The organism is Pseudomonas sp. H1_D04, from assembly GCF_054683855.1.
On record NZ_CP162826.1, the window covers coordinates 4,710,306 to 4,722,977 of the forward strand.

A 12,672-nucleotide genomic window follows, 5' to 3' on the forward strand; every position below is an offset into this window, starting at 1 on the left:
CGACCTCCAAGGCTTACGGGTGCTGTTGCAGGAACGGCGCGACGTTTTCTTTGGTGGTCAGCACGGTGGGCAGCAGTTGCTCCTTGGGCACGGCCTTGCCGGCTTTGAGATCAATCGCCGAGGCCACGGCCAGGCGCCCCATTTTCTGGGTCTGCTGAGTCATGGTGGCATTGAGCACGCCGCTTTCGACGGCCTTGAGCCCGGCGACGTCGCCGTCAAAACCGACGACCACGACCTTGTGATCCAGGTTGCCGACCTTCACCGCTTGGGCAGCGCCCAGGGCCATCGCATCGGCGCGGCCAAAGAATACGGTGATATTCGGATCACGCTGGAGCAGGTCCTGGGCCACGGCGAAGCCTTTGTCCTGAGCCCATTCGGCGGGTTGCTGGGCCACGACCTTGAGGTCCGGGAAGGCTTTCAGACCCTCCTCGAAACCCTTGGCGCGATCATTCTCCGGCGTGGTGCCGAGTTGGCCTTGCAGGATCGCAATGCGGCCTTTGCCGTCGGTGATCTTGCCCACGTACTCGGCCAGGGTCTTGGCGCCGGCCACGCTGTCGCTGGCGATAAAGGTGTCGCCTGGTGCGTCGGGGGCGTTGCGGTCCACGGCGATCACCGGGATGCCCGCGGCCTTGGCGGCTTTGACGGGCACACCGGCGGCGGTAGCACCGGCGGGGATGTAGATCAGCACGTCGATCTGGCGGGTGATCAGGTCTTCAATCTGGCTGACCTGGGTCGAGGAGTTGCCTTGGGCGTCCACGGTGATCACCTTGATCCCCTTGGCCTTGCCCTCGGCTTCCACCGATTGCTTGATCTGGTTGAAGAAGTCGGCCTGCAGGTTGGCCACGGCCAGGCCGATGGTCAGGTCCTTGGCCCAGGTGGTGCCGGCAGCGGTAAGGGTCGCGGCCGCCAGAGCAGTGGCGATAAGCAGTTTCTTGGGGCTGAACATGTCGGTGACTCCTGGTTTTATTGTTGGAGGGTGTCAACTGTCGAACAGGTTTAACGGGCAGTACTGGAACGGCGTCGCAGGGTGTCGATGGTTACGGCGAGGGCGATGACCACGCCGATCACCACTTGTTGAATAAACGGGGAAACGCCCAGCAGGTTGAGGCCATTGCGCAACACGCCAATGATCAGCACACCCACCAGGGTGCCGCCGATGCTGCCGACGCCGCCGCTGAGGCTGGCCCCGCCAATCACCACGGCGGCAATAGCGTCCAGTTCCAGGCTGAGGCCGGCACTGGGTTGGGAAGAGTCGAGGCGCGCCGCCAGGGTCACGGCGGCGATGCCGGCCAGCGCGCCGCTGATGGCGTACACCCACAAGGTAATCGCACGCACCTTGATGCCGGAAAGGCGCGCCACTTCAGGGCTGCCGCCCATGGCGTAGAGGTTGCGGCCGCCGGCACGAAAGCGCAGGAACACCCACGCCACCAGCAGCATCACCAGAAACAGCCCGACGGTTGCCGAGAGAAAGCCGAAGTGCCGCACCGTGGCCAGGCTGGTGAACCACTCCGGGTATCCGACGATCTGCCGGCCTTCGGTGAGGATATTCGCCAGGCCACGGGCCACCGACATCATGGTCAGTGTGGCAATAAAGGGCGGCAGCTTGGCGTAGGTGATCAACGCGCCGGACACCAGCCCGGCGAGCATCCCGGTGGCAATCGAGATCGGAATCGCGAAGCCCAGCGGCACTGCCTGATCCTGGTAGAGCCAGCCGAGCATCATCATCGAGAAGGCCAGCACCGAGCCTACCGACAGGTCGATGCCGCCGATGACGATCACCGCTGTCATGCCGATCGCCAGGATGCCCAGCACCGTGACCTGATCGAGGATGTTCAGGCCATTGCGCAAGGAGAAGAAGAATTCGGAACTGAAGGAGAAGACCAGCACCAGCAGCACCAGCCCGATCAACGGGCCGCCGATGTTGCTGGGCAGCAGTTTCACAATACGTGGGCGGGGTGGCGGCTTGAGTTCGGCCGGGTGCTGGACAATAGCTTTGGCGTCCACAGTGTTCTCCTGATTTATTTTTTTTGGAGTGCTTTCAGGTCGCTTGAATATTTATGCGTGCCTGACTGTTAATTCAGATTCCAGTGACACCGTGGCAAAGTCAAGCGCTTAATTTTTCAGGTATGCCTCTAAACCGGCGCTTTCACCACGGCCAAAGCCACGGGATAGACCAGCCCGTGTGGGATTTTGCCCGTTTGTCCGAGGGATGTTTCTTCTATTTATTTCGTTTTTCCGTGGATCGCTCACTTGACCGCGCGGACGATCAGCGTCTAAATAGAAATATATTGTCACTGCTGAATAAATATTCAAACACAGCTTTGGACACTTTCACCTCACGTGGTCAGCCCCACAGGAGCCGCTGCATGAATGCCTTCCAGTACGACGCCCACCAGATCAAGGAACAGGCCCGCCTGATCCGCCGCCATGTGATCCACCTCAACGCCGATTCACCGGCGGGCGGTCACACCGGAGCGGACCTGTCGGAAACCGACATCCTCGCCACTCTGTACTTCCGCATCCTCAATACCGGCCCGGAACGCACTGAAGACCCTGATCGCGATATCTATATCCAGAGCAAGGGCCATGGCGTGGGTGGTTTGTATTGCTGCCTGGCACAGGCGGGCTATATCCCTACTGAATGGTTGCCCACTTACCAGCACTTCAATTCCCATTTGCCCGGCCATCCGGTACGCCAGAAAACCCCCGGCATCGAACTCAACACCGGCGCCCTTGGCCACGGCTTGCCAGTGGCAGTGGGGCTGGCATTGGCGGCAAAGATGTCCGGCAGCAAAAAACGCATCTACGTGCTGACCGGCGACGGCGAACTGGCCGAAGGCTCCAACTGGGAAGCCGCCATGGCGGCAGCCAAGTACGGGTTGGATAACCTGTTTGTGATCGTCGACAAGAACAAACTGCAACTGGCCGGCCTGACCGCCGAGATCATGCCGCTCGACCCACTGGACGTGAAATGGGCCGCCTTCGGCTTCACCGTCAGCCAATGCGATGGCAACGACGTGGGCCAGTTGATCGAAACCCTGGAAACCATGCAGACCCAAACCGGCGCGCCCCAGGTGCTGATCGCCCACACCATCAAAGGCAAGGGCGTGTCGTTTATCGAAGCCCGCCCTGAATGGCACCACCGCGTGCCCAAGGGCGATGAAATCAATGCAGCACTGGAGGAGTTGAACCATGGCGAGTGAACATTTGGCGAGTGTCATGGTGCAGGCCTTTATTGATGCAGTCGACGCCGGGTTGGACGTTGTGCCAGTGGTCAGCGATTCCACGTCGACGGCCAAGATCGGTCCGTTTGTGCAGCGCTTTCCAGAGCGGTTGATCAATGTCGGGATTGCCGAGCAGTCCTTGGTCAGCGTCGCGGCGGGGCTGGCGCTGGGCGGCAAGATTGCAGCCACCTGCAATGCGGCGCCGTTTCTAATCTCTCGCGCCAATGAGCAGATCAAGGTGGACGTCTGCTACAACCAGGCCAATGTGAAAATGTTCGGTCTGAACGCCGGTACCAGCTATGGCCCGTTGGCCAGCACCCACCACAGCCTTGACGATATTTCTGTGATGCGCGGCTTCGGCAATGTGCAGATTTTTGCCCCGGCGGATGCCGTCGAGTGCCGGCAGATCGTCGATTACGCGCTGCGTTACCACGGCCCGGTGTATATCCGTCTCGATGGTAAAGCCTTGCCGGATGTTCACGGTGCCGACTACCAATTCAAACCCGGCCAGGTAGATATCCTGCGCCAGGGCGCGGACGTTAGCATCGTGGCCCTGGGCTCGGTGGTGCATGAAGCGGTGGATGCGGCGGCCTTGCTGGCGGAGCAGGGCATCCAGGCGCAGGTGATCAACCTGTCGTCGATCCGGCCCTTGCAGCGTGATGTGTTGCTCAGCGCCTTGAGCGGCACCCGCGCCGTCATCAGCGTGGAAGAACACAACGTTAACGGCGGCGTCGGCAGCCTGGTCGCTGAAGTGCTGGCTGAAGCCGGGCTGGGCATTCCATTGATCCGCCTGGGTATCGGCGATGGCGAATACGCCGCCGCCGGCGCCCGCGAACCGACCCGCGCCTTGCATAACATCGACGCGGCTGGGATCGTGGCGGCTGCCACTCGGTTGCGGTGAAATCAATGAATAACAACACCCCGCTGATCCTTGCGATAGATGAAGGCACCAGCAACGCCAAGGCGGTGCTGGTCAACGAACTGGGCCAGGTGATCGCGCGCGGTTCGCGGCCCTTGAGCATCAGCCATCCCCAGGCCGGGTTTTCCGAGCAGGACCCGCTGCTGATCTGGCAAAACACGTTGGCTGCGATTGAAGAGTGCCTGGCCCAGCTAGATCGGCCGATCACTGCGCTCGCGATCAGCAACCAGCGCGAATCGGTGGTGGCTTGGGATAGGCATACCGGTGAGCCATTGTCGCCGTGCATCAGTTGGCAGTGCCGACGCTCTACGGCGTTATGCACGCAACTGCATGCGCAGGGTCATGAAGCGCTGATCCTGGAAAAGACCGGGCTGGCGTTGGACCCGATGTTCTCGGCGGGCAAATTTCGCTGGATTCTCGACAACCTGGACAATGGTCACGCCCGCGCCGCTGCGGGTGATATTTGCCTGGGCACGGTCGACAGCTGGCTGTTGTGGCAACTCAGCGGCGGTCAGGTGTTCGCCACTGACTATTCCAACGCCGCACGCACTCAGTTGTTCAACCTGCACTCCTGCGCCTGGGATCCTGAACTTTTGGCGCTGTTCGGCATTCCTGCTGCGGCCTTGGCGCCGATCCAGCCGAGCGCCGGGTTCTTCGCCGAAACCGTCGCCGTGGGCGGCTTGCCCGCCGGTATCCCGGTGATGTCGATGATTGGCGACTCCCATGCCGCGCTGTACGGGCAGGGCGGTTTTGCGCCGGGTCTGGTCAAGGCCACCCTCGGCACCGGTTCGTCCTTGATGACGCCCATGAGCGGCCCGATTGCGTCCACCCATGGCTTGTCCACCACATTGGCCTGGCATGACGGCAGCCAACCCACCTTCGGCATGGAGGGCAATATCGTCCATACCGGCGCTGCCGTGCAGTGGGCGTCGCGCCTGGTGGCTGGCGAATCCCTGGATGCCTTGACCGAACAGGCTGCGCAACTGCCGGATAACGGCGGTGTGTATTTTGTCCCGGCGCTGTCGGGCCTCGGCGCACCGCACTGGAAGGCCGACGCCCGTGGGCTGATCTGCGGGTTGACCGAAGCCACGTCCGGCGCGCACATCCTGCGCGCCTCGCTGGAATCCATCGGCTATCAGATTCGCGATGTGTTTGAGGCGATGCAACAAGACATCGGCAGTCCTTTGAAGGAGCTGTGGGTGGACGGCGGCGCCACGCGCAATCGCTGGCTGATGCAGTTCCTTGCCAACCTGCTGCAACGCCCGGTGGTGCGCAGCCTGTCGCCGGAGGTGTCGGCGCTGGGCGCAGCGCACCTGGCGGGACGGGCGTTGGGCGTGTGGGTGAGTGATACGGCGCTGGGGCAGTTGGAGCGCCAGCGCGAGCGGTTTGAGCCGCAGGAAGACCCCGCAATGGCAGGGCGTTATGCAGAGTGGAAAAAGGCTTTAGCCCGAACACTCCTCTAACGGCATATGCAAACCCACTGTGGGAGGGGCGGTGCGACGATTCGACTTGCCGCCGATGAGCATAGGGATCTACATAACGTTGACTCAACACTGAACGTCCGGCAGATAGGGCTGTTGTGGCGAGCGGGCTTGTCCCGCGTTGGGCTGCGTAGCAGCCCCAAAACCAGCCTCAACAGAGTGTCTGATACACCGCATTCTTCTTGACTGGGGCTGCTTTGCAGCCCAACGCGGGACAAGCCCGCTCGCCACAGGGATATTTGTCAGCGTCTGAAAAGTTGTTTAGATACCCATGGTTATCGGGGGCAAGTCGAATCGTCGCACCGCCCCTCCCACATTTAGATCACACCAGCCTTCAAGGCCTCCAGGTCTGCACATCCTTGGCATCCACGGCCTTGGGCAATAACCCCGCCTTGAAGAACGCATCGGCAATCTTCTGCTGCTCACCCAACTGATCCACCGTCACCGGCTGCACCTGATAACTGCGGTGCGCGTTCGCCGCTTCCACCGTGGCCACGTCCAGGTTGCCCCACAGCGGGCCGAGCACTTTCGCCGCTTCTTGCGGATGGGCTTTCACCCACTTGCCGGTTTTTTCCAATTCCCCATACACCACCTTCAACACTTCTGGGTGCGCCTTGGCGTAGGGCGTGCCGGTCAGGTAATAGCGCTTGTAACTGGCGAGTCCTGCGCCATCGGCCAGGGTGCGGGTCGGCAGTTGGCGCTGCACGCTGGTGAGGAAGGGTTCCCAGGTGACCCAGGCGTCGACTTTGTTGTTCTCGAACGCCGCGCGGCCATCGGCTGGCGACAGGTAAGCCGGTTCGATATCCGAGAACGCCAGGCCAGCTTTATTTAGGGCTGCGATCAACAAATAGTGAGTGCCGGCAGCCTTGGTCACCGCGATTTTCTTGCCCTTCAAGTCCGCCAACTGTTGGATCGGCGAGTCCTTACGCACCACGATGGCCTGGGCCGAAGGCGAGGGCGCTTCCTGGGCGAAGTAGGTGAGTTTGGCCTGGGCCGCCTGGGCGAAGATCGGCACGGTGTCGGCCACGTCGGCGCTGATGTCGACGTTGCCGACGTTCAGCGCCTCCAGCAGCGGCAGGCCGCTGGGGAATTCGTGCCAGCTCACGGCGATGTTGTCAGCCTTGAGGGCTTTCTCAAGGGTGCCTTGGGTCTTCAGCAGGGTGATCAGCGTGGAGGATTTCTGGTAGCCGATGCGCACGGTTTCCTGGGCTTGCGCACCAAAGGCAACGGAAAAGGCCAGCAATCCTAATACAGCGGCGAGGGGACGACGAAGGGACATGGTGGGCTCGATCTTCAACGAAATAGCCCTGAGCTTAATGATCTAAAAACCATTCGATAAATACTCTTTCGATCTGAGCTTAGGATGCTTTCAGCCGCTTCCTGCCCGCTGGAACAGCTGGGCCATGGGCGGGTGCGCGGCTTCGATCATCAAGTAATACACCTCCGTTTCGCTGCCGCCGCGCGCCGAATGGGGTCGGTGGTGTGGCTCAGTCCACGCAGATCGCCCGGCCCAGCTTGCCTTTCTCTACCGTCGCCGAGCAGCCGAAGTGGCCGTTATCTACCTGGCACGCGCCGGTCACCGGGCCGTTGCCGGACTGGGTGGTAACACTGGTCTGGCACTCGCCTTCACACTGACTGGAGTCGGTGCACGCCTTGCCTGCGTCCTTATATGGCGTGATGCACTTCCAGCTTTGCAGCTTGCCGACTTGCTTCATGGTGCCGCCGCCTGCCAGGCAGGTGGACGCTGCAGCGTCCTGAGCGGGCGGGGTCGTGGTGCATGCCGATACCAGCAGTAAAGCGGCCAGGCCAATCATTAATTTCATGCAAAGTCCTCGTGAAGTGAGCGCAGCGGTGCAGTGTACGGGCATATGGACTACTTTGATTGACGAGCGATCCCCACCCGGTAATGACTCATGCACACGTTATGGAAGCGGTATGTGGCCCTGCTGGAAAATGACCTGAGCACTCAGATCTTCGACAATGTTAAAAACCTGCTGGTGTGCGCGCTGCTGTTCGCGGCGGGCACCAATACGCTGCTCGGGCAACGTGAACTCTTTATTGGCATGTTCGCGTCAAACGTGGCGGGCTGGGGGCTGATCATCCTGTCCACGGTGTTGATGCTGTTGAACGTCAGCGATGGCATTCGCCGGCTGGCCCAGTTGCGTTATCACCTGGCATTGCAGCTGTTACTGATCCTGGTTTATCTGGTGGTGGCCGAGCGGGTTGTGGAGATTGTGTGGGGCTTCCGCGCCCATTGAAGTATCCTCCGCACCCCGCTTTCCACTGATTCAAAGACAGATGACAGGACAAGACATGCAGGCGCTGCTGGAGTCGATCCTCGACGAAGTGCGCCCACTGATCGGCCTCGGCAAAGTCGCCGACTACATTCCCGCGCTGGCCGATGTACCGGCCAACCAACTGGGCATCGCCGTGTATGGCAACGACGGTTCGGCCTACCGCGCCGGAGATGCCGATACGCTGTTCTCGGTGCAGAGCATTTCCAAGGTGTTCAGCCTGGTGCAGGCCATCGACCATGGCGGCGAATCCATCTGGGAACGCTTGGGCCACGAGCCGTCGGGGCAACCGTTCAACTCGTTGGTGCAACTGGAGTTCGAACGCGGTCGCCCGCGTAACCCCTTCATCAATGCCGGTGCGCTGGTGATCTGCGACATCAACCAATCACGCTTTGCCGTGCCCATTCTGTCGATGCGCGACTTCGTACGGCGCCTGTCGGGCAACCCGCAGATCCTGGTCAACAGCGTCGTCGCCGACTCCGAAGCCCAGCACGGCGCGCGCAACGCGGCCATGGCCTACCTGATGAAATCCTTCGGCAACTTCCACAATGACGTGGATGCGGTGCTGCATAGCTACTTCAACTACTGCGCCTTACAGATGAGCTGCCTGGACTTGGCCAAGGCGTTCAGCTTCCTCGCCAACGAGGGCACGAGTGCCCACAGCGGCGAACAGATCCTCACGGCGCGCCAGACCAAGCAAGTCAACTCGATCATGGCCACCAGTGGGCTGTATGACGAGGCGGGGAATTTTGCTTATCGCGTGGGCTTGCCGGGCAAGAGCGGGGTCGGCGGCGGCATTGTCGCGGTGGTGCCGGGGCAATTTACCGTGTGCGTGTGGTCGCCGGAGTTGAACGCGGCGGGGAACTCACTGGCGGGGATCAAGGCGTTGGAGTTGTTGAGTGAGCGGATTGGGTGGTCGGTGTTTTGAGAGCGTTCCCACGCGCGTGGGAACGATGATCTGGATGTCATGCCGCTGGAGGGGCGTCATCCAATGCTACGCTGCCGCCGCAGCCCAGGAATTTTCCCTTTTCTCAGATGGATGTCTGTATGGCCTATGAACTCCATATCGCCCGTGTCGAAAGCAATGCAATAACGCCTGAAGAATGGCGTGACGTGTGTGCCGGTGACCCGTCCCTCCTGTTGCAGGACGAAGTGACTGCCGTTAATCCCACGACAGGAGCGACGATCTCCATCAGCGGTAACCAAACGGCGTACTGGACCTCTCCCACCACGCAGCAGGATTACTATTTCGATTATCGCCGTGGCCAAATTTCGTTTGTATACAGCGATGAGAGCATCGTGAAAGCCAAGGCGATCGCCCTGGCCCTCGCCGCTGAAATTCGAGGCGATGAGGGGGAGAAATACTGATACGCCTAGGCTTTACGTGGCTTCACGAATAGGTCGATCAGCAGGTACAGCGCGCCGACAGTAATTGCGATATCCGCAATATTGAATACCCCGGTATGCGCTGGCCCGACGTTCAGGACCATGTAGTCAACCACATGGCCGTCGCGAAACACCCGGTCGATCAGGTTGGCGATGCCACCCAAGGCGATGGCGTACAGCGGCAAGACTTTACGCAGCGGCTGGTTCCAGTTGGAGAGGGACCACCCCATCGCCCAGGCCACCACAACGGCTACGCCGACGATAAAGATCAGTTGTTTGACCTGTGGTGGCAAAGCGGCGCCCAGGCTCAGGAATGCGCCAGGGTTGAGGCTTAGCTCCAACGCAAAGTTGATCGGGTTTGAGCCGATTTTGAAGCTGTTGGCCTGCAGTGAAACCAGGGCCCAGAGTTTCACAAGCTGGTCCATAGCAATGAAGATGATGCCGGCGAGGAGGGCGAAGCTGCGGCCTCGCAATAGGGGCGACGTGCTCAAGCGGTAACTTCCTGTTTCAGGGCGGTCGATAAGGCGGCTGAAGATAGCTCAGGCGCTCTATCCCGTCCATCTTCACGCCGCCGGGCAGGCTGTGTTCAACGCCTTAAGTTCAGGACTCAGTACCTTTGTGTAAATTGCCGACAATTGCAGTGCATGCGGTCATCTGTGAATTCCAATGTGGGAGGGGGCTTGCCCCCAATTACGGTGTGTCAGTCACTGCTGCTGTGACTGATGTACTGCAATCGGGGGCAAGCCCCCTCCCACATTGGATGTTCAGTGTCTTGGAACTCGGTATCCGCCCAAACAAAAAATGCGCCCCTGAGGGCGCATTTTTTTGTTCGGTCAGCTATCGCCTATCAGGCAATCGCATCCCAGGCTCGATCACCGTGCTCGTCCTTGATTCGAGTCGGCAAGCCCATCACGTCCAGCGCCTTCAGGAACGGCTCAGCCGGCAGTTCCTCGACGTTGGCCATGTGTTTCACATCCCACTCGCCACGGGCTACCAGCAGCGCTGCGGCTACCGGTGGAACGCCTGCGGTGTAGGAGATGCCCTGGCTGTCGGTTTCAACGTAGGCTTCTTCGTGATCCGCTACGTTGTAGATGAACATCTCGCGCGGCTGGCCGTCCTTGGTGCCTTTGACCAGGTCGCCGATGCAGGTCTTGCCGGTGTAGCCCGGAGCCAGCGAAGACGGGTCGGGCAGCACGGCCTTGACCACTTTCAACGGCACCACTTCCAGGCCTTCGGCGGTGGTGACCGGCTTCTCGGAGAGCAGGCCGAGGTTTTTCAGCACGGTGAACACGTTGATGTAGTGTTCGCCGAAGCTCATCCAGAAACGCACGTTGGGCACGTCGAGGTTTTTCGACAGCGAGTGCACTTCATCGTGGCCGGTGAGGTAGAGGTTCTGCGAACCCACGACCGGCAGGTCGTCGGTGCGTTTGACTTCGAACATGGTGTTGCTGGTCCACTGGCTGTTCTGCCAGCTCCACACCTGCCCGGTGAATTCGCGGAAGTTGATTTCCGGATCGAAATTGGTGGCGAAGTATTTGCCATGGGAGCCGGCATTGACGTCGAGGATGTCGATCGAATCAATGCGGTCGAAATGCTGTTGCTGCGCCAGCGCGGCATACGCGTTGACGACACCCGGGTCGAAGCCCACGCCAAGGATGGCGGTGATGTTCTTCTGTTTGCACTCTTCCAGGTGATTCCATTCGTAGTTGCCGTACCACGGCGGGGTCTCGCAGACCTTGCCCGGCTCTTCGTGGATGGCGGTGTCGAGGTACGCAACGCCCGTGTCGATGCAGGCACGCAGTACCGACATGTTGAGGAACGCGGAACCCACGTTGATGACGATCTGCGATTCAGTCTCGCGGATCAGGGCCTTGGTCGCTTCCACGTCCAGGGCGTTCAGCGCGAAGGCCTGGATGTCGGCGGGAACCTTGAGGCTACCCTTGGCCTTGACGCTGTCGATGATGGCCTGGCATTTGGAGATGTTGCGCGACGCGATAGCAATACGACCGAGTTCGTCGTTGTGCTGCGCGCACTTGTGGGCCACCACCTTGGCGACACCTCCTGCACCAATGATAAGAACGTTCTTTTTCAATTGCTTTATTTCTCCTATATCTGCCAGCTTACGAAAGGCTGGACAGGTAGTCGTCGTAACCAAATTCACGAACCACTTCGACTGTACCGTCGAGTTGTTTCACTACGATGGACGGCATTTTCAGGCCGTTGAACCAATTTTTCTTGACCATGGTGTAGCCCGCGGTGTCGATGAACGACAGCCGATCGCCGATGGCCAGCGGACGATCAAATTGATACTCGCCGAAGATGTCCCCGGCCAGGCAGGATTTGCCGCACACCATGTAGGTGTGTTCACCGTCGCTCGGCGCCAGCTTAGCGTTGAGGCGATAGATCAGCAGGTCCAGCAGGTGGGCTTCGATGGAGCTGTCCACGACGGCGAGGTTTTTGCCGTTGTAGAGGGTGTCGAGCACGGTGACTTCCAGGGAGGCGCTGTTGGTGATCGCCGCTTCGCCGGGTTCCAGGTAGACCTGCACGTCGTACTTTTGCGAGAACGCCTTGAGGCGTTGGCAGAAGGCGTCGATGGCATAGCCTTCACCGGTGAAGTGGATGCCGCCGCCGAGGCTGACCCAGTTGACCTTGTGCAGCAGCGCGCCGAAGCGTTCTTCGATGGTGTTCAGCATCTGGTCGAACAGGTTGAAATCGCCGTTCTCGCAGTTGTTGTGGAACATGAAGCCGGAGATCTGCTCGATCACGCCTTCGATCTTCACCGGGTCCCATTCGCCCAGGCGGCTGAATGGACGCGCCGGGTCAGCCAGCAGGTAGTCGGAGCTGCTCACCTGCGGGTTGACGCGCAGGCCACGGGTCTTGCCTTCGCTACGTTCGGCAAAACGCTGCAGCTGGCTGATGGAGTTGAAGATGATCTTGTCGCAGTTATCGAGCATCTCTTCGATTTCATCGTCGGCCCAGGCCACGCTGTAGGCGTGCGCCTCACCTTCGAACTTCTGGCGACCGAGCTTCAACTCATACAGCGACGACGAGGTGGTGCCGTCCATGTATTCCTGCATCAGGTCGAACACCGACCAGGTGGCAAAGCACTTGAGCGCCAGCAGGGCCTTGGCGCCGGACTGCTCGCGCACGTAAGCAATCTTCTGCATGTTGACCAGAAGCTTCTGTTTATCGATGAGGTAGTACGGCGTTTTGATCATTTTTGAGAGCCTGCGGCGGTGCCTGCCAAAAAAGGACACGCATTGTGCCCGCACTTGGATTGAATCGAAAGGTTAGCCGGCGGATTTTGCTGCGCCGCTTTTAATCTGACCTGCCAATGTGACAGCTCGTGGGTATGATCAGCCACTCGG

Annotated in this window: 13 protein-coding genes; 6 read left to right on the forward strand and 7 right to left on the reverse strand. The window is 60.2% G+C overall.

Features of this window, described 5'->3' with window-relative positions; all coding sequences use genetic code 11:
* Nucleotides 1-13 precede the first annotated feature (13 nt).
* Nucleotides 14-946, reverse strand: coding sequence for a sugar ABC transporter substrate-binding protein (locus AB4N82_RS21890; RefSeq protein ID WP_032889545.1), 933 nt, complete (start codon nt 944-946; stop codon nt 14-16).
* Nucleotides 947-996: 50 nt separating this feature from the next.
* Nucleotides 997-2,004, reverse strand: a complete 1,008-nt coding sequence (locus AB4N82_RS21895) for an ABC transporter permease (protein WP_050442857.1) — start codon at nt 2,002-2,004, stop codon at nt 997-999.
* A 362-nt stretch (nt 2,005-2,366) separates the two neighbouring features.
* Between AB4N82_RS21895 and AB4N82_RS21900 the strand changes: the two genes are divergently transcribed.
* From AB4N82_RS21900 to AB4N82_RS21910, 3 genes are read left to right on the forward strand one after another with little or no spacing between them, the layout of a single operon-like run.
* Nucleotides 2,367-3,203, forward strand: a complete 837-nt coding sequence (locus tag AB4N82_RS21900; protein ID WP_460102984.1) for a transketolase — start codon at nt 2,367-2,369, stop codon at nt 3,201-3,203.
* Entirely contained in the window at nt 3,193-4,125 is a 933-nt protein-coding gene (locus AB4N82_RS21905; protein ID WP_122764135.1) for a transketolase family protein, read from the forward strand. The genes AB4N82_RS21900 and AB4N82_RS21905 overlap by 11 nt, the downstream gene beginning before the upstream one ends.
* 5 nt (nt 4,126-4,130) lie before the next feature.
* On the forward strand, nt 4,131-5,606 hold the full coding sequence (locus AB4N82_RS21910) for an FGGY family carbohydrate kinase (RefSeq protein WP_122764136.1): 1,476 nt from the start codon (nt 4,131-4,133) through the stop codon (nt 5,604-5,606).
* Between the two features lie 352 nt (nt 5,607-5,958).
* Here the strand turns inward: AB4N82_RS21910 and AB4N82_RS21915 are convergent, their stop codons facing one another.
* Nucleotides 5,959-6,903, reverse strand: a complete 945-nt coding sequence (locus AB4N82_RS21915) for an aliphatic sulfonate ABC transporter substrate-binding protein (protein ID WP_095184478.1) — start codon at nt 6,901-6,903, stop codon at nt 5,959-5,961.
* 208 nt (nt 6,904-7,111) lie between these two features.
* Nucleotides 7,112-7,447, reverse strand: coding sequence for a hypothetical protein (locus tag AB4N82_RS21920; protein ID WP_032889532.1), 336 nt, complete (start codon nt 7,445-7,447; stop codon nt 7,112-7,114).
* Between the two features lie 90 nt (nt 7,448-7,537).
* Here AB4N82_RS21920 and AB4N82_RS21925 point away from each other — a divergent pair, with 90 nt between their 5' ends.
* The 3 genes from AB4N82_RS21925 (at nt 7,538) to AB4N82_RS21935 (ending at nt 9,286) form a co-directional block, all read left to right on the forward strand.
* Nucleotides 7,538-7,882, forward strand: coding sequence for a hypothetical protein (locus AB4N82_RS21925; RefSeq protein WP_122764137.1), 345 nt, complete (start codon nt 7,538-7,540; stop codon nt 7,880-7,882).
* 55 nt (nt 7,883-7,937) lie between these two features.
* On the forward strand, nt 7,938-8,846 hold the full coding sequence (gene glsB, locus AB4N82_RS21930) for a glutaminase B (protein WP_032889526.1): 909 nt from the start codon (nt 7,938-7,940) through the stop codon (nt 8,844-8,846).
* Nucleotides 8,847-8,965: 119 nt separating this feature from the next.
* A complete protein-coding gene (locus tag AB4N82_RS21935) occupies nt 8,966-9,286 on the forward strand; it encodes a hypothetical protein (protein WP_233896829.1) in 321 nt (106 codons plus the stop codon).
* Nucleotides 9,287-9,291: 5 nt separating this feature from the next.
* Here AB4N82_RS21935 and lspA read toward each other — a convergent pair whose 3' ends face one another.
* From lspA to AB4N82_RS21950, 3 genes are all read right to left on the reverse strand, one after another.
* Entirely contained in the window at nt 9,292-9,795 is a 504-nt protein-coding gene (gene lspA / locus AB4N82_RS21940; RefSeq protein ID WP_122764138.1) for a signal peptidase II, read from the reverse strand.
* A gap of 356 nt (nt 9,796-10,151) precedes the next feature.
* Nucleotides 10,152-11,396, reverse strand: a complete 1,245-nt coding sequence (locus AB4N82_RS21945; protein WP_032889518.1) for a saccharopine dehydrogenase family protein — start codon at nt 11,394-11,396, stop codon at nt 10,152-10,154.
* A 28-nt stretch (nt 11,397-11,424) separates the two neighbouring features.
* The gene (locus tag AB4N82_RS21950; RefSeq protein ID WP_074847089.1) at nt 11,425-12,522 is read right to left on the reverse strand and encodes a carboxynorspermidine decarboxylase; all 1,098 of its coding nucleotides are present in this window, start codon (nt 12,520-12,522) and stop codon (nt 11,425-11,427) included.
* Nucleotides 12,523-12,672 lie beyond the last annotated feature (150 nt).

Coding starts and splice junctions, on each gene's coding strand:
- AB4N82_RS21890 (WP_032889545.1), bottom strand. CDS start 946: ATGTTCAGCCCCAAGAAACTGCTTATCGCCACTGCTCTGGCGGCCGCG.
- AB4N82_RS21900 (WP_460102984.1), top strand. CDS start 2,367: ATGAATGCCTTCCAGTACGACGCCCACCAGATCAAGGAACAGGCCCGC.
- AB4N82_RS21905 (WP_122764135.1), top strand. CDS start 3,193: ATGGCGAGTGAACATTTGGCGAGTGTCATGGTGCAGGCCTTTATTGAT.
- AB4N82_RS21910 (WP_122764136.1), top strand. CDS start 4,131: ATGAATAACAACACCCCGCTGATCCTTGCGATAGATGAAGGCACCAGC.
- AB4N82_RS21915 (WP_095184478.1), bottom strand. CDS start 6,903: ATGTCCCTTCGTCGTCCCCTCGCCGCTGTATTAGGATTGCTGGCCTTT.
- AB4N82_RS21920 (WP_032889532.1), bottom strand. CDS start 7,447: ATGAAATTAATGATTGGCCTGGCCGCTTTACTGCTGGTATCGGCATGC.
- AB4N82_RS21925 (WP_122764137.1), top strand. CDS start 7,538: ATGCACACGTTATGGAAGCGGTATGTGGCCCTGCTGGAAAATGACCTG.
- glsB (WP_032889526.1), top strand. CDS start 7,938: ATGCAGGCGCTGCTGGAGTCGATCCTCGACGAAGTGCGCCCACTGATC.
- AB4N82_RS21935 (WP_233896829.1), top strand. CDS start 8,966: ATGGCCTATGAACTCCATATCGCCCGTGTCGAAAGCAATGCAATAACG.
- AB4N82_RS21950 (WP_074847089.1), bottom strand. CDS start 12,522: ATGATCAAAACGCCGTACTACCTCATCGATAAACAGAAGCTTCTGGTC.